Source organism: Proteus vulgaris, assembly GCF_033708015.1.
Taxonomy (GTDB): domain Bacteria; phylum Pseudomonadota; class Gammaproteobacteria; order Enterobacterales; family Enterobacteriaceae; genus Proteus.
Genome location: NZ_CP137920.1, coordinates 56407 through 83375 on the forward strand (window position 1 = coordinate 56407; position 26969 = coordinate 83375).

Below are 26969 nucleotides of genomic sequence, written 5' to 3' on the forward strand. Positions count from 1 at the left end.
ATCAAATACTCTTGAAGTATTTTGATAAAGAAACTAGGTATATTAATACAATAACTTGTGTTGTATCAAATATGTATGGATTTGTTATTGCATAAAAAACATACATGCAATAAATCAAAATTATAAATTTATTCTTACAAATATATAAAAATAAGTAGGCGTGTAAAACTATAAGAGATAAAAAACCTAAAAAGCCAATTTGATAGAGAATATAAAGTGATTGAAGTTCATAGTAAATAAATTTTCTATAATCTCTCACTGCTGTTATTATATTTAACTTGCTACCTAAGCCTTGTCCAAATAAAATATCATAATAACTTTCAGCTAAGCCAATCATTAATGCATTAGCTTGATCAAATCTTGTACCTAGAGAACTTGATTCACCTCCAATTAACTTCAATAATACATTGCTATATACAACATCAATTATAAATGGAAAAGATATTAATATTAGCAGAAATATAAAAAAATTCTGGATTGATAATTTTATTCTAGCTTTAGATTTAATAATTTCTATTAAAGGTATATAAAGAAAAATGGCAATAAGAAACATTAAATTAGAAGCAATGATACAAGCAAAAAAATATAATATTACAAATAAAAATTTACCATTTTCCACTCTAAACTTAAAATAAGATACCATAAAGGCAAAAGGTATTAGAGCGTTACCAATAATTTGAATCCTATAAAAATATCCTGAGTATGTATATACATCACCTAAATTATGTGAAAGAAAAAATTGCCTAATAATAGTGTAATCTTTACCAGAAAAAAATAATATTAAATAAATTTCAAAGGTAATTAAAAATATGGCTTGAATAGATAATGCTAAATTAAATGCAGTTGTAAGATTTACTTTGTAAAAAGGTAGTAAAAGTACAAAGTTGATCAGGAATAATATTATCAAAAAACGAGGTAATGAATTGATATCATTGCTATTTAATAAGGAAAAGGCGAGTGATAATGATATATATATAAGTAGTAAAATTAGTCTGTGATCAAATTTGATTTGATTACTATAAAGGATTAAAAAAATGAAAATAAAACCGAATAATGTAATGGATAATGCTGATGGAATATATAAAGAAAGAGGAAACTGACGGGTAAGAACAAAACAAAGAAAAAAGAAAAGAATAGTTATTAAACTTTGCTTTTTTATTTTTAAAGTATTATTTTCCATCTATCTTACCTGTTTTACCAAATACACCATCCCTTAATGCTAAGCAAACGTTACCTAGTCGCTTAATTCTTCCTTTAAAAAATATTAAGCTTAGAAAAATAGATGCTGGTAAGATAATAAAATTTCTTAATTTCCAATATAAAGGTACATAGGGTCTTCTAATAAGTAAGAGATAATTTCTAAGTATATAGTAAGTTCTAGTTGGTGAATTCTCTGTTAGTTTAAATAGTTTGAAGTTATAAGAACTCTCACCAAGAACATGTGACATTACTGTATCTTCATCTATATATATATTATATCCCTTACTTATAGCACGCCAGCACCATTCATGATCTACGGCATCAATAAATAGTTCTGATTCCATTAAACCAATATCAGAAAGTGTACTATTATTTATTAACTTACCTGAAGCTATAATTTGGCTTACTTTTGTTAGATTGTTTTCTTCTTCGTGATTTAGCATCACACGTGAGCGCATTTTTTGGGAGCAATTTAAATCGAATACTCTTGGGCCAATACAAGCTGTTTTTTTTATATTATCAAGCTTAATTGATAGGTTAGATATCATATTTTCTGGTACAATGCTATCTTGATCAAATAATATTGAATATTTATAACCCCGTTCTAAAGAAATTCTTAGACCAATATTTTGCGCTTCTGCAATACCAAGATTCTCGCCATTTAGAATTATTTCAGCACTAATATCTGAAAAATCAATATATTCAGGTGTGTTATCAATAATCAAAACATTGGATGATTTTTTTAATGATTCATTCATTAAAGTTAAATGTTTTGTATCTGGATAAAAGCAAATTATTATAGATAATATATTTTTTGACATAATATTAAATTACAAATTTTTTATGAGGTTATATATTTTTTGGCTCGCTATTCCTGAGCTGAACTCATTAGCAAATTTAATTGCATTCTCTCTTATGGTTTGCATATCATTTCTATTTCCATATATGTATGAGATAACATCTACAAGAGAATTTAGATCATTATATTTATATAAAAAACCATTTTTTTTATCACTAATTAGCTCAGGATTGGCACCTGTGTTACTAGCAATCATTATCAACCCTGCAGCCATACCTTCAATAGTTACTCTACCAAATGCCTCAGCTTTTGAGGATATAATACCAATATCGTAGTTTAATCTAACTCTGTTTATATCCTCTCTGAAACCAAGGAAAAAAACATTATTAATTGAGTTTTTTTCTACATAATCAAAAAGATTTTTTGCATATTCAGAATCAATATTTCCTACAATAGAAAGAGAGCATTCAATTCCTTTTTTATTAAGAGCTTCTATTGTATCAATTACAAATTTTTGACCTTTGCCTTCAGAAATTGTTCCTACACTTAATATTTTTAGAGGTTTTTCAATATTTTTATTATTTTTTAATAAGCAATCATGCAATTGAACATCATCATAAACAAGCATCAGCTTGTCATTATTTATGTATTGAGATAATTTATACTTAAGCGCTTGGGATATGACAATAACCTTATCTGAAGTGTTTAACAAATTATAATATTGTTTATCACCAATGGTATGTACACAATTTTGGTCTTCTATTCCAAACTCTCTCACATGCCATATGTGTTTTGCTTTAAGTAAGTTACTTAAAAAGTATCCAGCATAAGTATCTGAAGTGTTAGAATATACTAAATCAATTCTTTCATTTAATTTATTTATTTTTTTAGATATTTTAAATACGGATAAATAAGTGGTGATTATTTTGAATAACCCCCTTATTTTATATTTTATAAAGCTTCTTATTTTTTGAGGAACGGGATGTCTTGCTCCATACAAAGGTGCTTCAAATACACGAACGTTTTTTTTAACTAATAATTCGTACAATCCATCTTTATTATTTGGAATCAAGGCAAATATTTGCAGATCATTTTTTTTTAATAAATTATTTATTATATCTAACATAGAAGCAGTTGCACCGCTTTTAGGTTTAGAATCATGAAAAACAAATAATATTTTTTTCATGTTAACTAGCCTCGAATGTGACGTTTTAAAAAATCTATTGATTTTTTTCTATATTTTTCAAGTAGTAAATTGCTTTCTTCAAAGCTAAATTCTAATGGAAGGTTATCAATGTCTGCTATGCTTTCAATATGTCTTTCTAGTAGATTTACTTGTCCTAATAATGACTCGCTTCGTATATCAGTATCGTTATTAAATTTCAGGGTTAGAAAAGGAACTTCATTTATTATAGAAAATACAGTACCGTGAAAAGATGTCGTAATAACAAAACTAGCATTTGAAAATAATTTTATAAAATCATTAGGTGACGCATCTGTGATATTATTTTTATTGGTATAACAATCCGTTCTAGACGATAATGATACAATACTTAGTCCTAATTTTTTTGATATAAATTCTTTGATTTGTTGGGTTAATGAGTGTTCGTGAACTTCATATATTAATAAATAAGGTTTTTCATCTACATGAATGCTTGCACTATCTTTCAATGACCTCCATTCTGACTTAGAAAGTAGCAATGTTGGGTCTAGAGTAATTTCTGGGTTTAAACTGCTAATTGAGCTTATGTAATTTGCAAGCTTTTCTTCACGAACACCAATGCCATCCAAACCTTCTAAATATTTAATAAAGGTATATTCATCTTCTGAATTTATATTGGATGTTCCCATACTTGCAGCGTATGATATAGTATTATTTGCTGTTAAGTTATCAAATATGCCATAGTAGTGTTTATCGATACCATTAGTATAAGATGTATTCCAAATTTGGTCGCTACCAAGAAATAAATATTCAAACATTCCTTCAGGTTTATGAATGTTTATTTCTTTTTTAATAAAGGTTTCAAACGCAATAAATCTATTTTTCTTTCTTTTATAATCTAGAATGAGATGTATGAAATCTTTAATATATCTTATAAAAGCTGAAATGGATTTTTCTTTTGGTAATTGAGGATATAATTCATATCCTCTACTGATCGATTCTGGTTGATAATCAATGAAAACTGGTTCTAAAGAAAGTTTCTGCAATGATTTTTTAAGCGCGTATGCTTGTAGTAATGCGCCATAGTTATGAGCTCTATGATAAGTAACAATTCCACATTTTTTTTTATTCATGGACTAACTCTTAGTAATTTATTAATTTGTGATAATATGCTCTTTTTTTCTTCATTAGATAATATTATAAAGAAGAATAATATTGAGAATATAATACCATTTATAAGAATATTTAATATTATTGTGTTACAATAAATTAAATTAGTTAATATTAGGGATAGGAACAGAACGAATAGTCCCTTAATAACTACAGAAAATAAATATTCATTAACAATAGAACCAATAATTTTTTTAGCATAGACAAGTCTATACAATAGAGAAATGGACGAAATAATGATACTAACTATATATATATATATATATGTTTCATATAGGCTTACAGTTATATATATTAATGGTATGTTTAATATCATTAAACTACCAATAACTAATTGATATTTTTTTATATTACCGTTTGCCTGAACCACTGATAAAATTGGGTACCCTAAAGAAGTAAGGATAATTTCGATGTATGTAAATTTAAGAAATATAATTGTAATAGGAGGATAACTATCAAGCCATAAGTCTAAAAGATTTTCAGTATTTTCATATAATATGAGTGATATCAAAAATGCGAGATAAATTGTTATTTTTCCACTAAGTATAAAAAGTTGAGAAAAGTAGCTTTCTTCTTTATTGTTTGATTTAACTAGCTGAGGTGCAATAGCTATTTGAACACTGTTTACTAATTGTGTTACTGCTGAGTATATTTGTAAGGATATGGCTCGAGCAGCATTAATTGAGAGGCCAAAAAATATATTTATTAAAAAAGTAACACCTTGAAGAGACATTACAGAAGCTACCCCTCCCCATAAATTCCAACCAGTAAATGAAAGGATAGGTTTAATAATGCTCCAATCATAGGTTAAAGTTAACTGTATATTTTTATATCTATTTTTTATTATTAGAAATAGTATTAATCTAGTAATCAATATAGATATGAATATGGCAATAGTATAGTCTAAAATGCTTTTTGAACCTGTTAAATATAAGCTAAGTATAAAAATTAACTTACTTATAATTTCCAATATCATTATTAGAGCATAATATTTAGCATCCTCAAAAGAGATTAATAGTGTTAGATAAGGTGATGTAATAAAAGAGACTAAAAATGTAGCAATAGATACATAAAATACATACCAAATGATATTTATATTAATAATATCTTGGTTCAGATATAAATTTATATATATTGTTCCAAATAAGATAATTAATAATATAGATAATACACCAAGCATAGTATTAACAATAATACAAGCATTTAGGACATTTTTAGATTCGGTACTTAAAGTTCTACTAAGAGTTTCTCCAATGCTTTCTGATAAATGCCTTTGCATTGATACTGTTGCAACGTTAACTAGGACACCACCAACAATAACAAAGCTAGCTATTATTGTATAAAGTCCAAAAGTATCAACACCAAGGATATCTAAGCTTATTCTTGATATATAGAGTGAAACTAATAGTCCTATAACCATCCTAAAATATAGAAGAACAGAGTTTTTTAATACATTGCTAAATTTTTTCATTTTCTAATATTTTTTTATATTTAGAAATAATATCGTTATAATCATTTTTAGATATAATTTCATATATACTTTTTTCTACTAATTCGTTTTCAAGAAATATGTTTTTTTTATCTATGGAGTTATAAATTGAATATATATAATCAATAATTTCTCTTGTGGAGTTATTTTGATTGCAAAATGTGTTTATATTTTTATGAGAACAATTTACTGTAAGTAGATTTAGATTTTTATCTTTTTTTATTATATTGTTTAATCTTTCATTACTTGGTTTTTTTCGATTAAAAAATCGCATTATCTTATTATAAAATATTTTTCTTGTCAGTTTATATGAGAGCTTGTTTTTAAATGAGTTAAATTTAAAATGATCATATAAACTTCTCGGAGCAGTAAAAATGCTCCCTAAATTTGGCATTGTCCACTCTTGATAGATATGTCTCGCTATATGGAAAGTTTCTATTTTATTTTTTATGTCTTCTAGTGGAGAGTGCAGTAATTGAAATTCTGCATAAAGAATAATTAGATTTTTATATTTAAAGATTGAATTTCTTTTTTCGAAATTTAAACAGGATTTATTTTTGGTAATTACTTCACCATTTTCATTTATATAAGTAACACTGATAAGATTGTCCGATATTTCATAACCATAGGCTCCCGCATTCATTACGATTCCTCCACCTATACTTCCTGGAATACCTTCTAGTCCTTCATATCCTCCATATCCTCTCATGCTAACATCACGAACAAAGTCAGGTAAGGATTTACCTGATTCAACGATTACTGTATTATCTTTAAATTGAACACTATTAACTAGTTTTGTAGATATAAATACCCCATAATTTACTGTATCATTAAATAATATATTTGTTGTTTCGCCGATTACTTTAATATCAAGATTTATATCCTTAGAAAAACATATAATGTTTATTAATTGTTCGTAATTCTTAGGTAAAATAAATCTTTTTACTATCGTTCCTGTTTTGGAATAGCAATTATTCTTTAAATCATAATCTAAGTAATATAGAATACATTCTTTATCTAGCCAATTATCAAGTTGCACTAATATATCTTTCTTCATTTTACATTCCAATCAATTTATTAAAACATATGCCAGTTTTATCTTTTTCTGATAATATTGGTCTATCTTTAATAGGCCAGACTATATTTAAATCAGGATCATTCCAAATAATATTAGATTCACTTTTTTGGTGATAAAAATTAGTTGCTTTATAAAGAAATTCCGCCTCGTCACTTAAAACCAAAAAACCATGAGCAAAACCTTCGGGAATCCACAATTGGCGTTTATTTTTTGCTGATAATATCGCACTAACCCATTTCCCATATGTATTGGATTCAGGTCTAATATCTACCGCCACATCGAAAACTTCACCGTGAACGCATCGTACTAATTTGCCTTGAGCATGTGGTGCTTTTTGATAATGTAATCCTCTTAATACTCCTTTTGATGATTTAGAGTGATTATCTTGAACAAAATTAACTGGATAACCTACCGCATCTTCAAAGATTTTTTGATTAAAGCTTTCATAAAAAAAACCTCTATGATCACCGAATACTTTAGGCTCTAAAATTAATACATCAGGAATTTCTGTTTTTATAATATTCATATTTAATCACTCTGAATCATTCGTAATAGATATTTGCCATAATCATTTTTAGATAAAGGCTCAGCAAGTATTCTTACTTGTTCTTTATTGATAAAACCTTTTCTATAAGCAATTTCTTCTGGACAAGAAACTTTTAATCCTTGTCTTTCCTCTATAGTTTGAATGAAGTTGCTTGCATCAATAAGACTTTTATGTGTTCCTGTATCTAACCAGGCATATCCACGACCCATCATGGCAACTGAGAGCTTATGCTGTTCTAGATATACTTTATTTACATCCGTGATTTCTAATTCACCTCGTGGGGAGGGTTGTAAATTCTTGGCAATATTAATAACATCATTATCATAGAAATATAAACCAGTGACTGCATAATTACTTTTGGGTTTTAGTGGTTTTTCTTCTAATGAAATAGCTACTTTATTTTGATCGAATTCGACAACGCCATAGCGCTCAGGATCATTAACATGGTAAGCAAAAACAGTGGCTCCTTGTTCTTTTTGAATTGCTTGCTCTAATTGTTTTGGTAAATCATGCCCATAAAAAATATTATCACCTAAAACAAGAGCACAATTATCAGAACCAATGAAATCATCACCAAGAATAAATGCTTGTGCTAAGCCGTCAGGACTAGGTTGAACTTTATATTGAAGATGGATACCCCATTGGCTACCGTCACCTAATAGCTGTTGAAATCGAGGTGTATCTTGAGGTGTACTAATAATTAATATATCTCTTATTCCTGCTAACATAAGGGTGCTAAGAGGATAATAAATCATTGGCTTATCATAAATTGGTAACAACTGCTTACTTACTGCCATTGTGACAGGATAAAGCCGAGTTCCTGAACCACCAGCAAGAATAATACCTTTATATTTTTTCATTTTCTGTAAACTATAAGTATTGATATTTATTTGTTATCTAAAATTTCTTTTAGCATTCTATATATGCCAAATTTCCAATGGGGTAATTCTAATTTGAAATTTGTTTCAAATTTCTGTGTGTTTAAACGAGAATTATGTGGTCTAGATGCTGGTAAAGGATATTCTGTGGCAGGAATTGGAGTTAAATTTTTAACTACTAAAGGTAATGAATATTCTCGTGCATATTTAAATATTAATGATGCATACTCAAACCAAGTTGTTGTTCCTTTTGCAGTTAAATGGTACAAGCCATAAAGTGACTTCCCATTATCTAACGTACTTTTAATCGCATGAGCAGTACAATCAGCTAACAATTCAGCACTTGTCGGAGCTCCATACTGATCATTAATTACTGATAGTGAGTCATGTTTTTTTCCTAGTTTAAGCATTGTCTTTGCAAAGTTATTACCTCTACTTGCGTATACCCAACTAGTTCTAAATATTAGATGTTTTTTACAGTTATTAATAATAGCTAGTTCACCAGCTAGCTTACTTTTACCATAAATATTTAAAGGTGCTGGGATATCTGTTTCTAACCAAGGAATATCATTGGTTCCATCAAAAACATAATCTGTTGAATAATGTATTAATAAAGCACCAATTTTTTCAGCTGTTTTTGCAATTACTTCAACGCTTTCAGCATTGATTTTGAATGCATTAATGTCGTCCGTTTCAGCTTTATCTACATTTGTATAAGCAGCAGCATTGACAATAACATCGGGTTTGATAGATAGAATAGTTTTTTCGAGTTTCGAAGGAAATAAAAAGTCAGCGTCGTATTCTGTTGATTTAGAATCTAAAGCAATTACCATTCCTAATGGAGCTAAAGAACGCTGTAATTCCCAACCTACTTGTCCATTCTTTCCAAATAAGATAATTTTCATTATTTAGTTCTTTAATTACCCTAATATTAATATATTATATTTATAGCATTGAATATACAAAGCTACCGCACTGGGTTTACGGCCCCCAGAGCGCCAAAATTCATCTCGAAAAACCCTTATCTCTATGTAATATAAGAGTTTTGTTATATAAGCATACTTTAACAATATGCGAAAAACCGCACTGAGAGTAGACTCTTCAAACCAGTCGGTCAAGTAATAGCTGGGTATTTTAGCATTGATTGAAGATATATAAATATCGGAATAGCGATTGATTCAGCCAGATCATTCTGAATTGCATCATTAGATGCTAACAAAAAGAATATGCCACCTATTCTTCAATAGATGGCAGGATATTTTGATACAATAGTTTAATTACTGAATTATGTATCTGGATTAGTATAAATTTTAACCTTGATGACTTTGCAATATTTTGATTAATATAAATAAAATCGCTCTACATAGTTACTATTCATAGAATCTAAAAGCTATAAAGTAGATAACGTTATTCTTTACTTCCTAAGCTAAACTTCCATTTTTCACCAAACTTATAATCCCAGTCATATGGGATGAATTTATCTATTCCATTACAAGGAGTAAATGTCATTTCACCAAAATAAATTTTATTATTAGCAAGATAGAAGTCTACCCGACAATAATCGAACTCAGCTGATAGCTTCTTAGCAAGATCTAGTAGTTCATGAAGTTGAGTTGGTGCTGGTATTTTTGCTGGTGCGTTTTTATATCCCATTAAGAAAGGCAATAGTTCCCATTGTGTATTATAAATATTGATAAAGCGTTCATTGCCATATCGAGAGAATTGGATCTCTAAAAATTCAGGCTTACCATGAAAACAATGAATTTTGTAGTCTTCAGGTTGAATTTGTTGATGGGTAGAGTTGAATATATCTAGATACTCTGCACATAAAATCATCGGTGTAATATTTTTATAGTGCCATTCTCTGGTTCTGTAATACATGCTTTTTCTTAAGCTTGATCGAAGTTTTTTGTTAGCAAGTTTTTTATTGAAATTTCTTTTATCAGTACAAATGATTGTGCTACCGGCATCATGATTACATTTTAAAACAAATTTCTTGGGTAAAGATTCATAAGGGATTTCAATGGGTGTTTTATAATAGCCCAATATGTTAACTAAATACTTTTCACCTATTTTTTCTTTAACATAATCTCTTACTAGAAGCTTATCTGCTAATTTAGTATAGATGGGGTTACGGTCATATAAAATCCTCGCATTTATCTTCTCATTAAATGTTTGAGGATCTCTTAAGTTTAAGCTCTTACCTAAATTCTTTTTAAAGAGGTACTTTCTATATAATTCATCCGAAACCAAATAAAAAGAAAGAAATGAAAAAATTTTTTTTATTTTGAAGTGAGCCATGATTTATCCCAAAAAGCTATAAGTTGTCTTTGTTGCTTGTTTTATATGATTTTTTAAGTGACTATGCTATGACAGTTATCGTTAGTTAAATTCAGAAAACTTATTACTATGTTAACTAACAGCCTTAACCATGTAGATAATTTGTTACTATGAGATTTTGGAGTTAGTAGTTATAAATATTTCTAATTAGCACTAAAAGCTAATATATATTTTATATTATTCTTAATAGGATTTTTTTAAGTTTTACTTAATTTAATTAGTAAAATGAATAAAAAAATGCCACCTATTCTTCAATAGATGGCAGGATATTTTGATACAACAGTTTAATTACTCTATTAAGCCGTTGGCGATTTATTACTTGCACCCGCCCTTGGCAACCAAATCTCTACTCGTAACCCACCTAATGGGCTATCGTCAGCTTTAACATGGCCTCGATGTTGACTGACTGCTGTTTCAACAATCGCTAATCCTAAGCCTGTTCCACCAGATTCGCGATCCCTTGCTTCATCAGTGCGGTAGAATGGCCGGAAGATATGTTCTCTATCTTCTGGGCTAACACCTGGTCCATCATCATCAACAATAATCGTGATACCTTGGTTCTGTTCAGTAAAGGCAACCTCAATACGAGAATGTGAATAACGTAAGGCATTACGAACGATATTCTCAAATGCACTTGCCAGAGAATAGGGATTGCAGTAAATAGGCCATGCTCCCGGAGGTGTTGTGACTTGTAGCGTTTTATTGCTTTGTTCCGCTTCAAACTTAGCGTTATCTAAAATATCATCCCACAGTTCATTAGCTTTTACGGTCTCGCGTAATAACTCGTTTTTATGTTGGTTGCGTGAAAGCACCAGTAAATCATTAATCATGCCATCAAGGCGCTGAGTTTCGGTTTCGATGCGTTCTAGCTCTTTACTTTCTCCGCTGCGACGACGTAATAATGCACTGGCTAATTGTAGTCGCGTTAGTGGCGTGCGTAGTTCATGAGAAATATCAGAGATCAGTCGTTGTTGTGCTTCAACCATACGTTCAAGCGCACTTATCATCTGATTAAAACTGGTACCAGCAGCTAAAAACTCTTGAGGACCTGTCTCTAGTTCTGGGTGAGGGCGTAAATTGCCTTTAGCCACATCGTCAGCCGCATTTTTAAGTTGCCTTGCTGGTTTTGCCAAGCTCCAAGAGAGCCAGACTAATAGCGGTGTGCTGATAAGCATGGTAAATATCAGTAACAGTAATGGTTTATCAAATAATAAGTTGATAAAGTCAGATTGCGGGCTACTTGAAGGGCGGACAAGATAAAGTTGGTAATGATCTTCGCCATCCCTTACCGAAAAAGGCCCTAACATTTCAGAGCGACCATACTTTTTCTTTTTAGGATGATCGGCATTATCAGATTGGCCAATAAAGTTTCTGACAACCTGCATCTCATTACGTTGAGCACCGATGATCCGACCTTCACTAGTAACAATAATTAAACGTTGGCCAGGAGGCGCCCATTTATCAATGGCTCGAATTAATCGACGCCACCAAAGGAGATCGTTAGCGGGATCTTGCGCTAATTCCGCTTCGATATGTTGTTCTAGCATAACACCCTGACGGTATTCACTCTCTAAAAGAGGGGTAAGCTGGCGCGAGTCCAGCTTGGGAACCATCATAACTAGCACGAGAACTAATGCTAGCGTCAGCCAGAAAATTGCGAAAATACGCGCTGACAGACTATTTATCATAAAGAATAATTTATCAAGTTATTGAAACCATCAGATAACCCCGGCCACGTAATGTTTTAAACCAAGGTTGTCCATCTGTTCTTTCTGGCAACTTACGGCGTAAGTTGGAAATATGCATATCAATTGCTCTATCAAATGGTGTTAAGCGTTTACCTAACACTTCTTGGCTGAGATGCTCGCGCGATACAACTTGTCCTAAATGCTGGGCAAGAAGATAAAGTAGAGTAAACTCAGTTCCTGTTAACTCTAGTGGTTCATTGTCAAAGCTTGCTTCTTGTCTACCAGGGTTAAGTTGTAGCTTATCAACTTGTAATGTGGGAGATGCGTTGTTATCAGTCTGTTTTTGTTCGCTCCAATTTGAACGACGCAAAATAGCTCTGATACGTGCAACCAGTTCTCTATCATTAAAAGGTTTTGGTAAATAGTCATCAGCACCTAGCTCTAAGCCAAGTACTCGGTCAAGATCACTGCCTCTTGCCGTTAACATAATGACAGGGGTCTGGAAATTTTGGCGTAACTCTTTGAGTGTCTCAATCCCGTTTTTACGTGGCATCATGATATCCAGTAATAACAAGTCGATAGATGCATCCAAAAGTTTAAGTGCTTGTTCGCCATCAGAGGCGAGTACAACATTAAAGCCTTCCATTTCAAGCAGTTCTTTTAATAGCGATGTTAATTCGCGATCGTCATCCACTAATAAGATTTTATGCATTCGTCAATTCCTCCAAGAGAAAAATACGATAATAAATAGCGCGAATCTATGACTTTACGTTCTTTTACACGCTCTGACGCTAGTTTGCAGCCGCAACGGTATAGTAATCCACATAGCAAAGAATTACACATATGAATTATACACATTGAGGTCGTATTAATTAGGTCGGTATTAATTTACCGAATTAGGAGTGAAGCAATGCGTAAAGTAGCAGTAGTTGCACTAGCATCAATGTTTTTGGCAGCTCCGACGATGGTATTAGCGGAAACCGCAAATACTAATCCGCCTACTGAGCAACAGTATAATGGTAACTACCACTGCGGTTATGGCTATGGAATGCATGGCGACCGTGATTATAGAGGTCACCGCGGACAACGTGGACATATGATGGATCGTAATTATGGCGAGTCACGTATGTTTAACGGTATTACCTTAACTGAGCAACAACGTACTCAAATGCGTGATTTAATGCGCCAGCATCATCAAGATCGATATAACGGAAATTTCCGTCAGCATCATGAGAATATGCATAAATTAGTCACTGCTGAAAAGTTTGATGAAGCAGCAGTCAGAGCACAGATGCAAGATATGGATAAACAAGCGATTGAACGCCATGTAGAAATGGCAAAAGTCCATAATCAAATGTATCAGTTGTTAACCCCAGAACAGAAAGCGCAGTTGGAAAAGAATTACCAACAGCAAATGTCATATTTTGACCAACAAGGTCAACAAAATCAGTAATGAAGTAAGAGTGTAGTAGTAAAGTAGTACCTAGTTAGAGAGTAAGTAGCAACAACGAAGTTTTTTCCTTGCCATAGACACCATCCCTGTCTTTTGCAGCCCCTCTGGAGAGGGGCTTTTTTTTGCCCTTTTGTTTATCATTCCTTTTAAAACAAAGGGTTAAATTTTATTTTTAAGGGTAATAAAAGTCTAGAAAAGTCTTTAAAGGTGGACGGAAAGTGGACGTTTTTAGCTGTCGGTGGACAGAATGTGGACGCCCAATCTCCTCCTATTTTTAAACTTTTATATCACCTTTTAGTGGGTTTAACTTTATAGCTAACTGCAAATAATCAGGTGCTAAATGAGCGTATGCCATTGTCTGGTTTATACTCGCATGACCTAATATTTCTTTCAGTGCTACGATGTTCCCACCATTCATTACAAAATGACTTGCAAACGTATGGCGTAAAACATGTGTCGCTTGCCCATCAGGTAAATCAGGTTTTACTATTTTTAGTTTTTTGCGGAAGGTTCCATAATCAACATGAAATAGCTTTCCTGTTTTTCTGGTTTTTATCTCTTTTTCAAGAGAGTCAGAAATTGGAATAATTCTTTTTTTACCATTCTTTGTATAGGCAAAAGTTACCCTTCCTTGATGAACATGCTTACTATCCAACATTTCAGCTTCACCCCATCTTGCACCAGTGCTAAGGCATAGTAATGCGATACGGCGATAGTCTCCTGATAATGAATTTAATAAGTGCGATATTTCATCATCACTTAAAAAAGTGAGTTCAGGCGGCTTTTCTTTTAATGGCGGTAATCCTCTCAATGGGTTATCACCTTTGTACATTTCGAGTTTTTTTAATGCGCTTATCATTCCAGATAGACGATACATATCCCTGTTTATCGTTGATGGACTCACTCCATCAAAAAGGCGCATTCCTCTATGTTCTAGTAATGCATGTTTATCAAGTTGGTTCATTGTTGGATCATCAAGCGCATTCACTGTTTTAATTAAATGCCTTTTCTCTATCGAACCGTTTTTTAATGTTTGTCCGTGATATAGCCACCACTTATCAAGTAGCTCACTTAATCGAATTCTTCCTGATTGGACTTTATCGCTAGAAAATTTCTTAGCGTTAACAATTGTATATTTCTCAAAATTTGTAGCTTCTATCTTGCGATCAAATATCCTTCTGACTCGCTGACCATCTTTTCCGTTTGGGCGAATATCCACTTCATAACGACCATCATTGAGCTTCTTAATTGCCATAAGTAAGCCCTCCGATGTAACTGACTGACTGCGACCAACAGTAATCAGCATATTCATATAAAACGTCTAACCAATTTTCTTTTCTGAGTGGGGTAATGTTTCTTTCTCTTGCCCACTGTGTGCGAGGGCTGGTGATATTTGGCCAGCTTCAGGTAGTGTTTTGTCACTAATTAACCAAAGTGCATATTTTTCAAACCTAGGGTGATTAGTTATTTTCATCATTGTTGATAATGCGGGGTCATGATATCCAGCTTCAACCTTTTTTAGCGTACTGATTGATATGTCCATTACTTCACATAATTGCATTTGTGTTAATCCTTCAGCATTACGGATGGCTTTAAGTTTCTCAGAAATATTCATTGACGAGTTCCATTATACGAACTAAGATTGTCAAAAGTTCAAATACATGAACCTTTGAGAGCGTAAAAACCCATAAAACCGAAAATAAAGGGTTTTAAAGGGCTTGATCTAACGAGGGTAGCAAATGAATAAAGAAATAATCAATGTGAAATTCCCTGTAAGTGCGGTGCCACTCGCAAAGTTTGCGGAATTAATAGGGAAAGGTTACGAAGCCACTAGATCAATGGCTAAAGCGGGTAAGTTACCAATTATTGAATTTCGTGATCCTATGAAGCCAGATGCTAGAGCTGGTGAATTATGGGTGAGCATCACCGAATTTAATCGTGGAATGGATGATGCATATTACAATTTACCAAAAGAACAACGTGACGCATGGCGTTTATGGATAGGGCTATAAGATGCAGGTGAAACAAATTACAGAGCATAGTTTTATGTATCGCGGTTTCACAATTATTAAACTGCCAAGAAAAGCAGTAACACCGATAACTCGTTATCACGTTTGGCTAGATGATCAGTCATTCGGTAAGTTTGATGCAATGGCGGAAGCAACTAAATATATCGACTTATTAAAAGGTGACATTCAATGAACCAATTAATTAAGCAAAGAAATAAATATAAATTAAGCAGTGAATCTTTTACTTATAAAAGTAAAAAGTATTCAAAGGCAGATAAAGCAACATTAGTTTTATGCGCCATTGTTATTGTTTCATTTCTTGTGAAAGTTTCTATCTAGGTATTGTTATGAATGCCGCGGAGCTTATTCAAGCAAGAGAGCAACTACAAGGCAATGATGATTTTTATCAGCCTAAAGTGGTAAAGCACTATCGTAATGATGGTCTTTCATTTGATGAGCGCGTCAGTGGTATGAATAAAACAGCAGAAGTTAGGGCTGATTTATTAAGTAAGTTAAATAAAAATAGTGATGATATTCAGGTTAGTGAGTTTCTTGATTATTTAAAGAATGAAAATAGCCGTATATATCAGATGATTTATTACCTTGCTGAGATAGAAAAAGAAAAGAACGGAATAGATTATTTATTATTAAAGAGGAAAGATAAAATAAAAATAATTAATGCACTTCATCAAATAAAAGTATTAAGCGCATTAATCCCGAATAAATTAGCAATGCCTATTTAATTACACCTAAAAAATAAATGACATTTATTGTCAGGATTTTTTATATCTGATTATCAGAGGTCTGATTATGTCTGAAAAAAGTGATTCTTCAACAATAATAAAAATTACACATCAAAGATTTCTAAATGAAATTAGTAAAGTAAAAAACGAAGATAATTCAATCAATACTGTAAATAACATTGATTTAATGACGGATTTAATTAAAGCCGTTCGAGAAGATGAAAGAAAATCTCGGGCGGTTTTTTATACGGTTCGTTTGCATTCATTGATATCAAAAATAACAAGCGAACAAATGGAACTCCCTGAAATAGTTCAGTTAGTGGAAGGGGAAATTGAGAATATCGAACATCAAGCACAGGAATGGAATTATGTCTAAAGAAATGGATTTAGCCTGCGAGCAATCACAGTTATTGCTTGATAAACAAATAAAAGCGGTAACAGGGCGTTATGTAGGTGTTTCTGCCTTTGAATGTGAAGATTGCGGTCGTGAGATACCCGAAAAGCGCCGTATTGCAGTAATGGGATGCATCCGCTGTGCTGATTGTCAGACAGTGCATGAACTGAAATCTAAGCATTATCGGAGTGTTTAAGATGCAACGATATACTCATGAGTTAAAAGTAAAACCTCAATATTTCAAGCAAGCGCTTACAGGTGAAAGAAAAGCGGAGTGTCGCCGAGCTGATAGAGATTTTCAAGTCGGTGATATTTTAGTTTTGCGTGAATTTAATTCTATTCCACCAAGAGAATTCAGACACCTTTTTCATTATGGCGAATATACGGGAAATGTTATTAGAGCAGTTATTACAGATATCACCTGTATTAATTCTATTATTCCAGAGTTAGGAGATAAACCTAAATTTGTAATGCTTTCATTTTCTATTATTGAGGATGATGAGTAATGGCTAATAAAACCATTCTGAAATGGGCTGGCTCAAAAGTTCGTATCATGGATAAATTAATCCCGCATTTGCCAAAAACAAACCGCTTAGTTGAGCCGTTTTCAGGGTCTTGTGCGGTTATGATGAATACAGAATATGAAGAATATTTAATTGCTGATGCCAATCAGGATTTAATTAGTTTATATCGTAATGTCGTAGAACATACTGAAATAATGGCACGTAAAGAGTTCTATGCGTGGGAAGAAAACAATCATAAAAATGATTACATTTCTATTAGAAAGTTATTTAATTCAATTAAGATATTAGATAAAAGCGAGTGTGACCAATATATACAATCTGCTCGATTTCTATATTTAAATCGTCATTGCTTTAATGGTTTATGTCGATATAACAATTCAGGTGAATTTAACGTGCCATTTGGAACATATGGACGCGTTTATTTTCCAGAGGAAGAAATTAGGCAATTTGCTGAAAAAGCCACTAATGCCATTATCGCCTGTTTAGAATGGCAAGATACTTTGTCACTTGTTGACTTCGGTGATGGTGTTTATTGTGATCCTCCATATATGGGTGATGAGAAATGTTTTACTAAATATCATCACACTGATTTTACTCACGCTCATCAAATTGAATTAGCTCAAGCGTTAAAGGCATTAAATCAATCACAAGGTAACCCGATTACCGTCTCTAATTCCATTCATGCAAAAGAGCTGTATGCCGACCTCGGTTTTATTACTCACGAGATTGATGCGCCTCGTTCTATTTCTGCAAATGGAAATCGCCAATCAGCAAAAGAAATTATCGCCGTATTGCCGGAGGTGTGCTGATGGAACAGGGTTATGTTGATATTCAAGATCCAAAAAATGGAGTGCATATTACTGGCACCCGTTTTGCTATCGTTTATTGGAAAAAACGATTTGGATTAATTGAAGTCACTGTTATTGATGGTCGTGTGCGCCGTGAAGTGATTGCGTGGTATGACTCAGCGGTCAATGTAACTGCTGGCGTTGTTGGTGCGCATGTGAGTCGTGTTATTTGCGCAGAAATTAAGTCTATCTCTGAATTGATAGAGATAATGACTCACGTCGCTAAATTGTGCGAAACAGCCATTGAAATTATTGATCCGAAGCGTTTAGGCGGTGTGCTGTAATGGCTAGCCGTCTAATTGATTTTTCTCAGCCTCCTGTTTCCTATCCTGCTGATATGCAATGGACATATTGGTGGAATGGGAAACAGCACGAACCTGTTGTTTATGAAAGACCGCTTACCCGTGAGCAATTGGCTCAGGGGCAAGCGATTTTATTCGATATTGAAAAGCTGCCTCGTTTTCTTAAATCCCGCTTATTTAAATACATCGAACATCTTAGAAAAGAGAAAACACCTAAAGAAGTTCATAACTGGCTGGTGTTTAAGTTTCATAAAAGTGTCTATCAGCGTTTGCAAGCTGTTAATGCGCGTTATGGTTTAGCGAAAGATAAGCGTCAATTCTTGTTAGATAGAGATTTTGATCAAGCTATGTTCTTTAATCGCTTGCCCGATGCGCATGACAAAATATTGCGTCATATGGCGAAGTCATTCGCGAATGCGTGTGACAACTTATTCGATGAATTAGCTGATCAGGCAATTGCTGAAAATAACGGTGATCGTGAGGTTTTACTTAACCTAAAAGTGATTAACCCTATTTATCATCAATTAGGGCAGTTGATTACCTATTTACATGTAACGCCATTGTTTTGGGGAAAAGTGCAAAAAGGGAAATTAACACCCGAAGATGCGTTATCAGGATTAAGTCGGTTAACTAATGAAGATTGGTGGCTGAAAAAGTTAAAGGCTCATCGCCAGCGTTGGCGTGAGTCTTTGCACATTGCCTTTGGTGATGTGAATTCAGATAAGACGCCTTACGCCAGTAAAAATGCAGTGCGTGAAGTCAGAGCGCAACGTTTAGCGAATATGAATTATCTTGAAATGATGGATATTCAAGATGTTGAATCGGGTGATCGCTTTGACTTAATGGAAAAAGTATTAGCAAGTATCGCTAACCCTAAAATTCGCCGTATGGAATTAATGGCGCAAGCCGCAGGTATTCAAAAAGTTGCAGAAGAACGGGGCGATATTGGTTTATTTATTACGTTAACCACCCCTTCAAAATACCATCCCACCAAGCAAATTAACGTTTCTAAAGATGAGAAAAAGAAAAAAGTTCTCATTAACGAGAAATGGAATAACAGCGCATACACACCGAAAGACGGTCAACGTTATTTAGTGAAAGTTTGGGCGAAAATTCGCACTGCTTTTAAAGATAACGATATTAACGTTTACGGGATCAGAGTTGTTGAGCCACATCATGATGCCACACCACATTGGCACATGATGATGTTTCTGGATAAATCTCAACGTGCATCAGCGATTGAGATCATGCGTAAGTACGCCCTTGAAGAAGACGGCGAAGAACGGGGCGCAAAAAAACATCGCTTTGAAGCAAAGCATTTAAATAAAGGCGGTGCTACGGGTTATCTCGCTAAATACATTTCAAAAAATATCGACGGTTATGCGCTAGAGGGCGAAGTTGATGACGAATCGGGAGAGTTATTAACCGAGGTTGCATCAGCCGTTACTGCATGGGCATCAACTTGGCGTATTCCTCAATTTCACATGTTTGGCTTACCGTCTAAAGGCGTATGGCGTGAGTGTCGCCGTGTTCGTGGTGTGAGTATCGCTGATAAGTTGGGGGATATAGCGGAAAAAGTAAGAGCGTCTGCCGATGCAGGAGATTTCGCCGCTTATATCGAACACCAAGGAGGCCCTAACGTTAAGCGTAACCTACAAACATTATTAGTCGCTCGTACTGTTGCCGATGAGCCGAATTCGTATGATGAAGAAGTGATGCGCGTTATTGGGCTATGTTCACCATTGAAAAGCGGTGATTTAGTAAAAACGCGTGAGCGTCAGTATCGTTTAGTCCGTAAATCTAAGCAGGATATTGAGGCAATTGAGCATAGGCGTAAGTTAGAAACGGGTCGTGTTTTGACTTTAAAAAGCGCGATCAGCGCGCCTCGGAGTCCTGTCAATAACTGTGGATCGGGCAGTTCACCCGATATTAAAAACCCACTCAATACCGGCTTAAAATCGCACGTATGGGGGATTTCTGAGCCTGAATATTTCGACCTACGTTCACAATATAGCGATTGGGAGAAATCATTTGGTGAGGTTTTAGAGCATAAAAAGAGTCAGCGAATAATTTCAACAGTGTTATTAAGTGAAAATCAGGAACGTTTGATACCTGAATTCAAAACCTTTGCCGAAAAAATGGGATTGGATTTACCGCCTGACTCAATGTGGCCAATGGTGATGAACGGTATGCGCCTTAGTTATGGTGATGAAGTGATTTGGTTTGAGAATGGTAGGGTACAAATTGCATCAACAAAAAAACAAGAAATAGCAGCACAAAATGAGGCTAGAAGTCAGAAGTATAAACAACGGTGCGCTGATGTATTGGCACGGATTATGAAATTTTAATATATTTTTTTAGTATGATATTTGTGTGTAATTTTAAATTACACACTTATTTAAAAATACGTGATGTTAATCTTGTTATAAGCTAAAAATTATTAATGCGATCTAAGCTTTATTTTTAATCTGTTGATTTTTAAATGAATTTTAAAAGGTATTTTTGTGTAAAATTTCGTCTAATGTATATGAAAAGTGTGTAACTTGATGCTATAATGTTTGCATTACTTATGAGGTGTTGAGAATGGATGATTACGGATTAGTATATATGCTAGTAAAAGTGGAGTTCGGTAGAATTCCAGACAGTGTTTTCTTAGAGAAGATAGGCCACTTTGCCCATAATTTAAGGAAAGACTATATTACTGCACCAATGATGCATATAAAAGCCTTTAAAATGAATATGAATGTTATTAATAATGGGCAACCAGAAGTAACTCATTTTGAAGTGCCTATGGTTACGTTATTGTCACCAAACAAAGATTATGGTGTGCGTGTGGCTCCTGATTTTTTCGTAGTACACACGAGGAAATATCAGAATTTTTCTGATATAAGCGAACGAGTTAAAAAAATATTAGATTCCCTAATTGAGCAGTTCGATATTTCATTTTATTCATTTTTGGGTATGAGATACGTTAATAAAATAAAATATGACAATGAATATGAGTTTTCTAAGGAGATTACTCGTTCTGAATTTTTACAACCGAGAGTATGTGATTGGCCTAGAGCTGGCAGTAATATGTTATCTAATTATTTAGATATGAGTACAGGGGTTGCTGTGACTTTAAATACAGGAATAGTCATTGATAGTGATATTTTGCCACCCGAATTAATGGAGGTAGCTTCTGATATCATAACTCAGCCTAAGGTACTTCAAGGTCCTGTTGCTCACATTGACATTGATGTTAATCTTTCATCTGGAGAAGGTGAATCAAAAGAAATAAATGTTGATGAAATAATTAATAATATGAGTATATTGAGAAATACGGCTAATCGAGCATATAAAAATATAACTAAAAATGAAAATTAATGTTGTAAATTATTCTATATTTTGGAGGGCACATGACAAGTAATACAAACGAGTTTGTTTATGTAAAAAGAAATAGAACCTCTCTGAATATTGAAACAAATAACTCACGTAGAGGGTGGAACTTTATAATCGCTCCTGCGACTCAAAGTAATTTTGTAGGGATAAGTCTGTTAGCTTTGATTCTTAGTGGGCTAATGGCGTTTACATCGTTATCTAATATACATTCATCTAGGGCAGAATCTAATACATTTTACAGCGACAAAAATTCAGTAGATAAAACTGTAACATCAGAAAGCTGGGTAAAAGAAGTTTCATCACTATCAGACTCTCCAGCAGAAAAGAGCGAAGAGCTGCGCCAACTGTTTGGTTTTAAAACAGCCCAATGGGCCGTTATACTAAATGTTGGTAGAAAAACTTTGTACAATTGGAGTAATAATCCTGAGGGTAAAATTAAATCGGAAGCAGAGGATAGACTTAATATTTTAGCTGAGTTCTCAAAAGAGTTTCGTTCAGAGCATAGTCGATACTTTTCAAAGTTATTATTTGGTCGATTTTCGAATAAAAATTTACGTGAAACATTTACAGCTAAAAACTTAGATTTAAATTCTATGTTAAAGGCTTATGATGAGGTTTACGGAGAATTAGATGGTTTTGCAGTAAGAGCAGACTTGTTTAGTTAAGGAATAGTAGTAATGAGTGATATTGATGATGTTGGTATTGATAGAGATAGTTTAGTAAGCTCAGGATGGAAAAGAGGAACGTTTGTTGAACTAAAAAAATTTACCAACATCATTGATGAGCTGCCTCCGAAACTAAGACTGTTTTGTGAGCGAAATGAAACAGTATATTTAATTCCTGTATTATATGACTGTGCATTGATTGAGCCATCTTTGGAAAAAGAGCCTTGGGTTCAGGTTATATTGGCTATACCTTGCCAAGCCGATAATAATTTTAAACATGCTAAAAACCCTAGAAAAATTCATTTGCCTATCCAAGTTGATGGTCATGAATCCTATATAGAAATCACAGCATTGAGTTTTTTTCAGGTTTGTAGAAAAAAACTATTACAAGAATCAATCCCGTCACCAAATATAATGTGGCTAGGCAATGCTAAAAATATGCTTCTTGATTGGATAGCAGAGCGTTATCGTAGAGCGACATTCCCAGATTCTTTTGGGCATAGAATAGATAAAAAATGTCAAAAAGCATTGGATTCCACATGGAAAGATGAAAATTTTAGTAAATTTTGTTCTGGAGTTTATATTAATCTGCATACGGACGATGAATTGCCAGAAGGGCAAGTATATAAAACCGACATCCTGATTGCTGTGCCAGAAGAGGTTAATTTAAGACAAATTCGTAATAATAGAATAGCAGATAAGATGGTGGAAAAACTGAAAAATGCAATTTTGTTAGCAAAGGGTATTCAAATTAGTTCTATAGATTTGATGTCGGAAGATCAGTTTACTAAGAAAATTGAACGTAAATTTAAGAGGTTTTCTCTCGAATATTTTAGTTATAGTTCCAAACATGACTCAGAGGATGAGCCTTCACCTTTACCATCAGAATTTATTGGGAGTAAAAGCTTAAAAACTTCATTTTTTTAAGTCTTTATTATATGACTGAAATATCAGCACTAGTTTATAACGTCAATGTAGGTTATCCATCATTATAGTATTCAATTTACTTAAACATTCATGAATTAAACATATTAGCCGTCGTCATGACGGTTTTTTTATTTTCTAAAATTACCTCATAATTTCGCATTTTTCCGCCCAAATCCGCAAGATCAAAAAAGGATCGTTACCCATGCGGAGCGCCACCACTGGCGCGGTTCAGACGATCTCTTGCAGGTGCATGAAAACCGACCTATTTAGTGGGCAGGCGTGGCGGGGTCACGATTGCGTTTTGATGGGTTTAAAAACATTATTGCTCGCAAATTTACAGCGCGTAGAGCGATTAAAACAAGATAAAGTTATCTAGGTGTCAAATAAATTACGTGCGCTTAAAATGGATTGTAGGCGCATTTAATACAGGTTTGAGAGGGTGAAAATTAGGCGGATTCGCCTTATCAGGGTGTAAACGGTATAATAGAATTGGGTTACTATTATTAGTCAGACCGATACTTATACCTTACAGGTAAAAAAATACCGCCAGTGTCGGCGGTATTGTTCTTTGTGCGGTGAGGTTACTCATCATCTAATGTGTACTTATCAAACTTAATCACTTCCTCACCTAACCAATCATTAATTTGTAATATCTTGCTTTGCAGTGGTGCCAACTCATTACGAAAGAAAACCTTTGCTGCTTTTTCAACGTCACCAAAGCCCCCAGTATTCTGTGGAATGATCCCCATCATTTGAGGTGGTACGCGGTGTGCCGCTAACATATCGTCACGGCTGACATTCTTGATATTAAGAAATTCATCTTTTGCCGCAATCTCACTTAGTGGAATAACTTGTACGCCGTCTTTCTTGCCGTTCGGTGCGTGGATAAACAAGTTGCGGAAATTGCCGGGGCCTTTTGAGTTTTGCATTGCTTTACGGATTTTATCAATGTCGCTTTGGTTTTGTGATGCGTCACTGACGTATAAAATAAATCCCGCATGGCTGCCATTGCGATAATACTTAAGGCGGAATAGGGTAGCGGCTTCATTCAGTAGCACTGACATAGTGGACGCCAGATATTCCGGCAAGCCGTATAACTCTTGATTTAAATCGGGTTCATATAATTGAAACACGCTACCGGGATTAAACTCATAAGGCTGTGAATCATAACCGTAACGCACAAACCAATAGCTATCATCGGCAACACCACGGCGGGTATATTTTGCCAGTGTTGGTGTGAGTTTTAATAAATTACCCACCATATTATTACGTCGTTCAAGATAGGCATTGCCGAATGTTAAGAAGTCGAGCGCAAACCGGCTAAAGTCTAACTTAGAGAGAAAACGGTTAGGCTGGAACGTACTCACTAAAATATTGCGTTTCACATAAATCGCACTGCTATGATGCGTTGCCGCACGAAACAATTTTGATAATCCATCAAAGCTAATCGGTGGCTCATACCAATTATCAATTTGCGCACACTCCAGATAATCAAAAATTTCTCGTTTATCCAACACCGGAACGGGATCACCAAAGGTAAAGGCTTCCATGCTGTTATTGGCGGTTGCCGTTTGTTGTGCTTGAAAATTCTTTTTATTTTTACGGCTCATCAATAAATCTCCACAATGTTATTACTGTTTTCGGTGGTGCCGGTTAATGGTTCGTTGAAAAGGGCGTGCATTGTTGCCCATGCAAGGTCAGCATGTCCGCTTTCTTCACTGCGTGAGGCTTCATAAGTAGGGCGGTTACCGCTTCCGGTGGTAGTACGGCGAATGGAAGTAAAAGATTGAATGATATCAACGCACTGTGCATCGAACTCTAAACGCCCGTGACTAATCACGTCATAGGCTTTAATGACTAAGGCATTTTTAACATTCGGGTTATAAATAAACTCACGCGCAGCAGGGAAAAACTGGATGACATTTTGATAAACACCATGACCTAGCCCAGTGGTGTCAATACCCATATATTCCACATAGAAACGCTCAGTAATTTTTTTAATTGCGTCAGCTTGTGCGCGAAAATCCATACCGCGCCATTGATGGCGCTCCAATATGCGGAATTTCCCTCCTGGTACTTTCGGCGGAGCGATAACCACACAACCGGCACTATCACCATTTTCACCGCCTTTACTTGGGTCGTAACCTACCCAAACCGGATCATAACCGTAAGGGCGTAGCGCTAACGGTTGAATGTCATCCCACACCTCCCAACTGTCCACCATGCAATTTTGCATCATGTTAAAGTTGAATAGGGATTCGATATCATCCATAAAGTGACACATTAACAGGTTGTTATATTCGTCTGGGCTATACTCTTTTTTGAGTTGCTCTAAATCGAATAAATCACAACCGCCCCGCAACGCATCTTCAATATTGACGATTTGTCGCCACTGCCCATCCTCACATAAACGCCCATTCACTAACGCCTCATGTGAGATATCAATATCAACGCGATCTTCTTTTTTGCGTCCGCGGTTATACAGCTTGCCAGACCAAAAGGGGTACGCTTCATGGCTGATGGTTGACGGTGTTGAAAAGTAGGTTTGTCGCCAATGTTTTTGTATGGCCATACCTGAAGTCACTTTGCGTAACTCCTGAAACTTGGGTATCCAAAAGGTTTCATCCAGATATAAATTGCCGTGATAACTTTGTGCTGTGCGGGCATTGGTGCCAAGAAAATAGAGCGTTGCACCGTTACTTAACATCAGTGGGTCGCCTTTTAACTCAACATCAACCTCTAATGCCATTTTGATAATGTATTCACGGAACATATAGGCTTGCGCTTTACTTGCGGATAAGAAAACTTGATTCCGCCCAGTGGTCAGTGCATCAATAAAGGCTTCACGGGCAAAGTAAAACGTTGCGCCGATTTGACGGGATTTTAAAATATTGCGGATGCGGTGATGACCGGCGCGATACCACACTTTTTGATATTCAAACAGCGTATTGCGAAATTCATCTTCTAGCTTTTCAATTTGTTCTTCTGAAAAGAAATTTTTCTCTGGCTGACGGCGTTCGCCTTTATTGCGGTTGGCAATCTTAGGGTTAAGGTCAGTATCATTACCGCCGTTTTGATATTTTCTGATCCGCGCCATGCGTTCAAGTTGACGCCCTAACAAGTCGATTTCTTTAAAATCTTTGCCTTCTTTGCTCTCTTTTAAAATCAGATTGCAATAACGCGCTTCAACGGTTAACTCTGCGCGTTCGGTTGGGTTGATTTCATCCCAATTATCACGGCGTTTCCAACTGTGAATAGTAGACGCCTTTTCGCCTAGCGATTCCGCTATGCGGGCAATGCGGTAACCTGAAAAATACAGGTGCATTGCTTTTTTTCGGTTATCAAATGTTTCTGTAATAGCCATTGCACAAT

General features: G+C 34.3%; 30 protein-coding genes. 14 read left to right on the forward strand and 16 right to left on the reverse strand.

The window, feature by feature from the left end; all coding sequences use genetic code 11:
* Position 1 precedes the first annotated feature (1 nt).
* The 12 genes from SB028_RS00280 to cpxR form a co-directional block, all read right to left on the reverse strand.
* Positions 2 to 1180, reverse strand: a complete 1179-nt coding sequence (locus SB028_RS00280) for a hypothetical protein (RefSeq protein WP_069366863.1) — start codon at positions 1178 to 1180, stop codon at positions 2 to 4.
* Positions 1170 to 2021, reverse strand: coding sequence for a glycosyltransferase family 2 protein (locus tag SB028_RS00285; RefSeq protein WP_049199827.1), 852 nt, complete (start codon positions 2019 to 2021; stop codon positions 1170 to 1172). The genes SB028_RS00280 and SB028_RS00285 overlap by 11 nt, the downstream gene beginning before the upstream one ends.
* A 9-nt stretch (positions 2022 to 2030) precedes the next feature.
* Complete coding sequence (locus SB028_RS00290) at positions 2031 to 3185, reverse strand: glycosyltransferase family 4 protein (protein ID WP_069366862.1); 1155 nt, start codon at positions 3183 to 3185, stop codon at positions 2031 to 2033.
* 5 nt (positions 3186 to 3190) lie between these two features.
* Positions 3191 to 4294: a polysaccharide pyruvyl transferase family protein gene (locus SB028_RS00295; RefSeq protein WP_069366861.1), complete on the reverse strand. Its 1104-nt coding sequence runs from the start codon at positions 4292 to 4294 to the stop codon at positions 3191 to 3193.
* Complete coding sequence (locus SB028_RS00300; RefSeq protein ID WP_069366860.1) at positions 4291 to 5802, reverse strand: hypothetical protein; 1512 nt, start codon at positions 5800 to 5802, stop codon at positions 4291 to 4293. Before SB028_RS00300 ends, SB028_RS00295 begins: the two co-directional genes overlap by 4 nt.
* Complete coding sequence (locus SB028_RS00305) at positions 5789 to 6877, reverse strand: FAD-binding protein (protein WP_069366859.1); 1089 nt, start codon at positions 6875 to 6877, stop codon at positions 5789 to 5791. The genes SB028_RS00300 and SB028_RS00305 overlap by 14 nt, the downstream gene beginning before the upstream one ends.
* A 1-nt stretch (position 6878) precedes the next feature.
* Complete coding sequence (gene rfbC, locus SB028_RS00310; RefSeq protein WP_069366858.1) at positions 6879 to 7424, reverse strand: dTDP-4-dehydrorhamnose 3,5-epimerase; 546 nt, start codon at positions 7422 to 7424, stop codon at positions 6879 to 6881.
* Between the two features lie 2 nt (positions 7425 to 7426).
* Positions 7427 to 8305, reverse strand: coding sequence for a glucose-1-phosphate thymidylyltransferase RfbA (rfbA, locus tag SB028_RS00315; RefSeq protein ID WP_049199271.1), 879 nt, complete (start codon positions 8303 to 8305; stop codon positions 7427 to 7429).
* 26 nt (positions 8306 to 8331) lie between these two features.
* A complete protein-coding gene (rfbD, locus tag SB028_RS00320) occupies positions 8332 to 9228 on the reverse strand; it encodes a dTDP-4-dehydrorhamnose reductase (protein WP_069366857.1) in 897 nt (298 codons plus the stop codon).
* A gap of 502 nt (positions 9229 to 9730) precedes the next feature.
* Entirely contained in the window at positions 9731 to 10624 is an 894-nt protein-coding gene (locus SB028_RS00325; protein ID WP_069366856.1) for an ATP-grasp fold amidoligase family protein, read from the reverse strand.
* Between the two features lie 335 nt (positions 10625 to 10959).
* A complete protein-coding gene (cpxA, locus tag SB028_RS00330) occupies positions 10960 to 12351 on the reverse strand; it encodes an envelope stress sensor histidine kinase CpxA (RefSeq protein WP_069366855.1) in 1392 nt (463 codons plus the stop codon).
* A 13-nt stretch (positions 12352 to 12364) separates the two neighbouring features.
* Positions 12365 to 13063 (reverse strand): envelope stress response regulator transcription factor CpxR, encoded by a 699-nt coding sequence (gene cpxR / locus SB028_RS00335; RefSeq protein WP_069366854.1) that lies wholly within the window; start codon positions 13061 to 13063, stop codon positions 12365 to 12367.
* A 198-nt stretch (positions 13064 to 13261) separates the two neighbouring features.
* On the opposite strand from cpxR, the gene cpxP reads away from it, so the two are divergent.
* Positions 13262 to 13804 carry a cell-envelope stress modulator CpxP gene (cpxP, locus tag SB028_RS00340; RefSeq protein ID WP_069366853.1) on the forward strand — a complete coding sequence of 181 codons (543 nt, stop codon included), beginning with the start codon at positions 13262 to 13264 and terminating at the stop codon, positions 13802 to 13804.
* A 274-nt stretch (positions 13805 to 14078) separates the two neighbouring features.
* On the opposite strand, the gene SB028_RS00345 is transcribed toward cpxP, so the two are convergent.
* Together SB028_RS00345 and SB028_RS00350 are read right to left on the reverse strand one after the other, a co-directional pair.
* Positions 14079 to 15059 carry a tyrosine-type recombinase/integrase gene (locus tag SB028_RS00345; RefSeq protein ID WP_318859718.1) on the reverse strand — a complete coding sequence of 327 codons (981 nt, stop codon included), beginning with the start codon at positions 15057 to 15059 and terminating at the stop codon, positions 14079 to 14081.
* A gap of 66 nt (positions 15060 to 15125) precedes the next feature.
* Positions 15126 to 15419, reverse strand: coding sequence for a helix-turn-helix transcriptional regulator (locus SB028_RS00350; protein WP_318859719.1), 294 nt, complete (start codon positions 15417 to 15419; stop codon positions 15126 to 15128).
* Between the two features lie 124 nt (positions 15420 to 15543).
* Here SB028_RS00350 and SB028_RS00355 point away from each other — a divergent pair, with 124 nt between their 5' ends.
* The 13 genes from SB028_RS00355 to SB028_RS00415 all read left to right on the forward strand — a co-directional run bounded on the left by SB028_RS00355 (position 15544) and on the right by SB028_RS00415 (position 23597).
* Positions 15544 to 15816 carry a Cox family DNA-binding protein gene (locus tag SB028_RS00355; RefSeq protein WP_318859720.1) on the forward strand — a complete coding sequence of 91 codons (273 nt, stop codon included), beginning with the start codon at positions 15544 to 15546 and terminating at the stop codon, positions 15814 to 15816.
* A gap of 1 nt (position 15817) precedes the next feature.
* Positions 15818 to 16006 carry a hypothetical protein gene (locus SB028_RS00360; RefSeq protein WP_036908539.1) on the forward strand — a complete coding sequence of 63 codons (189 nt, stop codon included), beginning with the start codon at positions 15818 to 15820 and terminating at the stop codon, positions 16004 to 16006.
* Entirely contained in the window at positions 16003 to 16152 is a 150-nt protein-coding gene (locus SB028_RS00365; RefSeq protein WP_162556743.1) for a hypothetical protein, read from the forward strand. The genes SB028_RS00360 and SB028_RS00365 overlap by 4 nt, the downstream gene beginning before the upstream one ends.
* A gap of 8 nt (positions 16153 to 16160) precedes the next feature.
* Positions 16161 to 16556 carry a DUF5347 family protein gene (locus SB028_RS00370; RefSeq protein ID WP_072070669.1) on the forward strand — a complete coding sequence of 132 codons (396 nt, stop codon included), beginning with the start codon at positions 16161 to 16163 and terminating at the stop codon, positions 16554 to 16556.
* Positions 16557 to 16623: 67 nt separating this feature from the next.
* Positions 16624 to 16932: a DUF2732 family protein gene (locus SB028_RS00375; protein ID WP_318859721.1), complete on the forward strand. Its 309-nt coding sequence runs from the start codon at positions 16624 to 16626 to the stop codon at positions 16930 to 16932.
* Positions 16925 to 17146 (forward strand): TraR/DksA family transcriptional regulator, encoded by a 222-nt coding sequence (locus SB028_RS00380; RefSeq protein WP_115370556.1) that lies wholly within the window; start codon positions 16925 to 16927, stop codon positions 17144 to 17146. Before SB028_RS00375 ends, SB028_RS00380 begins: the two co-directional genes overlap by 8 nt.
* Before the next feature lies 1 nt (position 17147).
* A complete protein-coding gene (locus SB028_RS00385) occupies positions 17148 to 17456 on the forward strand; it encodes a DUF3850 domain-containing protein (RefSeq protein WP_142836812.1) in 309 nt (102 codons plus the stop codon).
* Positions 17456 to 18283 (forward strand): Dam family site-specific DNA-(adenine-N6)-methyltransferase, encoded by an 828-nt coding sequence (locus tag SB028_RS00390; protein WP_318859722.1) that lies wholly within the window; start codon positions 17456 to 17458, stop codon positions 18281 to 18283. The genes SB028_RS00385 and SB028_RS00390 overlap by 1 nt, the downstream gene beginning before the upstream one ends.
* Complete coding sequence (locus SB028_RS00395) at positions 18283 to 18606, forward strand: DUF5405 family protein (RefSeq protein ID WP_318859723.1); 324 nt, start codon at positions 18283 to 18285, stop codon at positions 18604 to 18606. Before SB028_RS00390 ends, SB028_RS00395 begins: the two co-directional genes overlap by 1 nt.
* Positions 18606 to 20972, forward strand: a complete 2367-nt coding sequence (locus tag SB028_RS00400; RefSeq protein ID WP_318859724.1) for a replication endonuclease — start codon at positions 18606 to 18608, stop codon at positions 20970 to 20972. Before SB028_RS00395 ends, SB028_RS00400 begins: the two co-directional genes overlap by 1 nt.
* A 235-nt stretch (positions 20973 to 21207) precedes the next feature.
* Positions 21208 to 21990, forward strand: coding sequence for a TIGR04255 family protein (locus SB028_RS00405; protein WP_071548748.1), 783 nt, complete (start codon positions 21208 to 21210; stop codon positions 21988 to 21990).
* A gap of 32 nt (positions 21991 to 22022) precedes the next feature.
* Positions 22023 to 22670, forward strand: coding sequence for a hypothetical protein (locus SB028_RS00410; protein WP_071548747.1), 648 nt, complete (start codon positions 22023 to 22025; stop codon positions 22668 to 22670).
* A 12-nt stretch (positions 22671 to 22682) separates the two neighbouring features.
* The gene (locus SB028_RS00415; RefSeq protein ID WP_318859725.1) at positions 22683 to 23597 is read left to right on the forward strand and encodes a hypothetical protein; all 915 of its coding nucleotides are present in this window, start codon (positions 22683 to 22685) and stop codon (positions 23595 to 23597) included.
* Positions 23598 to 24178: 581 nt separating this feature from the next.
* On the opposite strand, the gene SB028_RS00420 is transcribed toward SB028_RS00415, so the two are convergent.
* Positions 24179 to 25207, reverse strand: coding sequence for a phage portal protein (locus SB028_RS00420; RefSeq protein ID WP_318859726.1), 1029 nt, complete (start codon positions 25205 to 25207; stop codon positions 24179 to 24181).
* Entirely contained in the window at positions 25207 to 26961 is a 1755-nt protein-coding gene (locus tag SB028_RS00425; RefSeq protein ID WP_318859727.1) for a terminase ATPase subunit family protein, read from the reverse strand. Before SB028_RS00425 ends, SB028_RS00420 begins: the two co-directional genes overlap by 1 nt.
* Between the last annotated feature and the right edge of the window lie 8 nt (positions 26962 to 26969).

What these genes read in the sequence shown, in the direction of transcription:
- SB028_RS00280 (WP_069366863.1), bottom strand. Translation starts at nt 1,180, where the DNA reads ATGGAAAATAATACTTTAAAAATAAAAAAGCAAAGTTTAATAACTATT.
- SB028_RS00285 (WP_049199827.1), bottom strand. Translation starts at nt 2,021, where the DNA reads ATGTCAAAAAATATATTATCTATAATAATTTGCTTTTATCCAGATACA.
- SB028_RS00290 (WP_069366862.1), bottom strand. Translation starts at nt 3,185, where the DNA reads ATGAAAAAAATATTATTTGTTTTTCATGATTCTAAACCTAAAAGCGGT.
- SB028_RS00295 (WP_069366861.1), bottom strand. Translation starts at nt 4,294, where the DNA reads ATGAATAAAAAAAAATGTGGAATTGTTACTTATCATAGAGCTCATAAC.
- SB028_RS00300 (WP_069366860.1), bottom strand. Translation starts at nt 5,802, where the DNA reads ATGAAAAAATTTAGCAATGTATTAAAAAACTCTGTTCTTCTATATTTT.
- SB028_RS00305 (WP_069366859.1), bottom strand. Translation starts at nt 6,877, where the DNA reads ATGAAGAAAGATATATTAGTGCAACTTGATAATTGGCTAGATAAAGAA.
- rfbC (WP_069366858.1), bottom strand. Translation starts at nt 7,424, where the DNA reads ATGAATATTATAAAAACAGAAATTCCTGATGTATTAATTTTAGAGCCT.
- rfbA (WP_049199271.1), bottom strand. Translation starts at nt 8,305, where the DNA reads ATGAAAAAATATAAAGGTATTATTCTTGCTGGTGGTTCAGGAACTCGG.
- rfbD (WP_069366857.1), bottom strand. Translation starts at nt 9,228, where the DNA reads ATGAAAATTATCTTATTTGGAAAGAATGGACAAGTAGGTTGGGAATTA.
- SB028_RS00325 (WP_069366856.1), bottom strand. Translation starts at nt 10,624, where the DNA reads ATGGCTCACTTCAAAATAAAAAAAATTTTTTCATTTCTTTCTTTTTAT.
- cpxA (WP_069366855.1), bottom strand. Translation starts at nt 12,351, where the DNA reads ATGATAAATAGTCTGTCAGCGCGTATTTTCGCAATTTTCTGGCTGACG.
- cpxR (WP_069366854.1), bottom strand. Translation starts at nt 13,063, where the DNA reads ATGCATAAAATCTTATTAGTGGATGACGATCGCGAATTAACATCGCTA.
- cpxP (WP_069366853.1), top strand. Translation starts at nt 13,262, where the DNA reads ATGCGTAAAGTAGCAGTAGTTGCACTAGCATCAATGTTTTTGGCAGCT.
- SB028_RS00345 (WP_318859718.1), bottom strand. Translation starts at nt 15,059, where the DNA reads ATGGCAATTAAGAAGCTCAATGATGGTCGTTATGAAGTGGATATTCGC.
- SB028_RS00350 (WP_318859719.1), bottom strand. Translation starts at nt 15,419, where the DNA reads ATGAATATTTCTGAGAAACTTAAAGCCATCCGTAATGCTGAAGGATTA.
- SB028_RS00355 (WP_318859720.1), top strand. Translation starts at nt 15,544, where the DNA reads ATGAATAAAGAAATAATCAATGTGAAATTCCCTGTAAGTGCGGTGCCA.
- SB028_RS00360 (WP_036908539.1), top strand. Translation starts at nt 15,818, where the DNA reads ATGCAGGTGAAACAAATTACAGAGCATAGTTTTATGTATCGCGGTTTC.
- SB028_RS00365 (WP_162556743.1), top strand. Translation starts at nt 16,003, where the DNA reads ATGAACCAATTAATTAAGCAAAGAAATAAATATAAATTAAGCAGTGAA.
- SB028_RS00370 (WP_072070669.1), top strand. Translation starts at nt 16,161, where the DNA reads ATGAATGCCGCGGAGCTTATTCAAGCAAGAGAGCAACTACAAGGCAAT.
- SB028_RS00375 (WP_318859721.1), top strand. Translation starts at nt 16,624, where the DNA reads ATGTCTGAAAAAAGTGATTCTTCAACAATAATAAAAATTACACATCAA.
- SB028_RS00380 (WP_115370556.1), top strand. Translation starts at nt 16,925, where the DNA reads ATGTCTAAAGAAATGGATTTAGCCTGCGAGCAATCACAGTTATTGCTT.
- SB028_RS00385 (WP_142836812.1), top strand. Translation starts at nt 17,148, where the DNA reads ATGCAACGATATACTCATGAGTTAAAAGTAAAACCTCAATATTTCAAG.
- SB028_RS00390 (WP_318859722.1), top strand. Translation starts at nt 17,456, where the DNA reads ATGGCTAATAAAACCATTCTGAAATGGGCTGGCTCAAAAGTTCGTATC.
- SB028_RS00395 (WP_318859723.1), top strand. Translation starts at nt 18,283, where the DNA reads ATGGAACAGGGTTATGTTGATATTCAAGATCCAAAAAATGGAGTGCAT.
- SB028_RS00400 (WP_318859724.1), top strand. Translation starts at nt 18,606, where the DNA reads ATGGCTAGCCGTCTAATTGATTTTTCTCAGCCTCCTGTTTCCTATCCT.
- SB028_RS00405 (WP_071548748.1), top strand. Translation starts at nt 21,208, where the DNA reads ATGGATGATTACGGATTAGTATATATGCTAGTAAAAGTGGAGTTCGGT.
- SB028_RS00410 (WP_071548747.1), top strand. Translation starts at nt 22,023, where the DNA reads ATGACAAGTAATACAAACGAGTTTGTTTATGTAAAAAGAAATAGAACC.
- SB028_RS00415 (WP_318859725.1), top strand. Translation starts at nt 22,683, where the DNA reads ATGAGTGATATTGATGATGTTGGTATTGATAGAGATAGTTTAGTAAGC.
- SB028_RS00420 (WP_318859726.1), bottom strand. Translation starts at nt 25,207, where the DNA reads ATGAGCCGTAAAAATAAAAAGAATTTTCAAGCACAACAAACGGCAACC.
- SB028_RS00425 (WP_318859727.1), bottom strand. Translation starts at nt 26,961, where the DNA reads ATGGCTATTACAGAAACATTTGATAACCGAAAAAAAGCAATGCACCTG.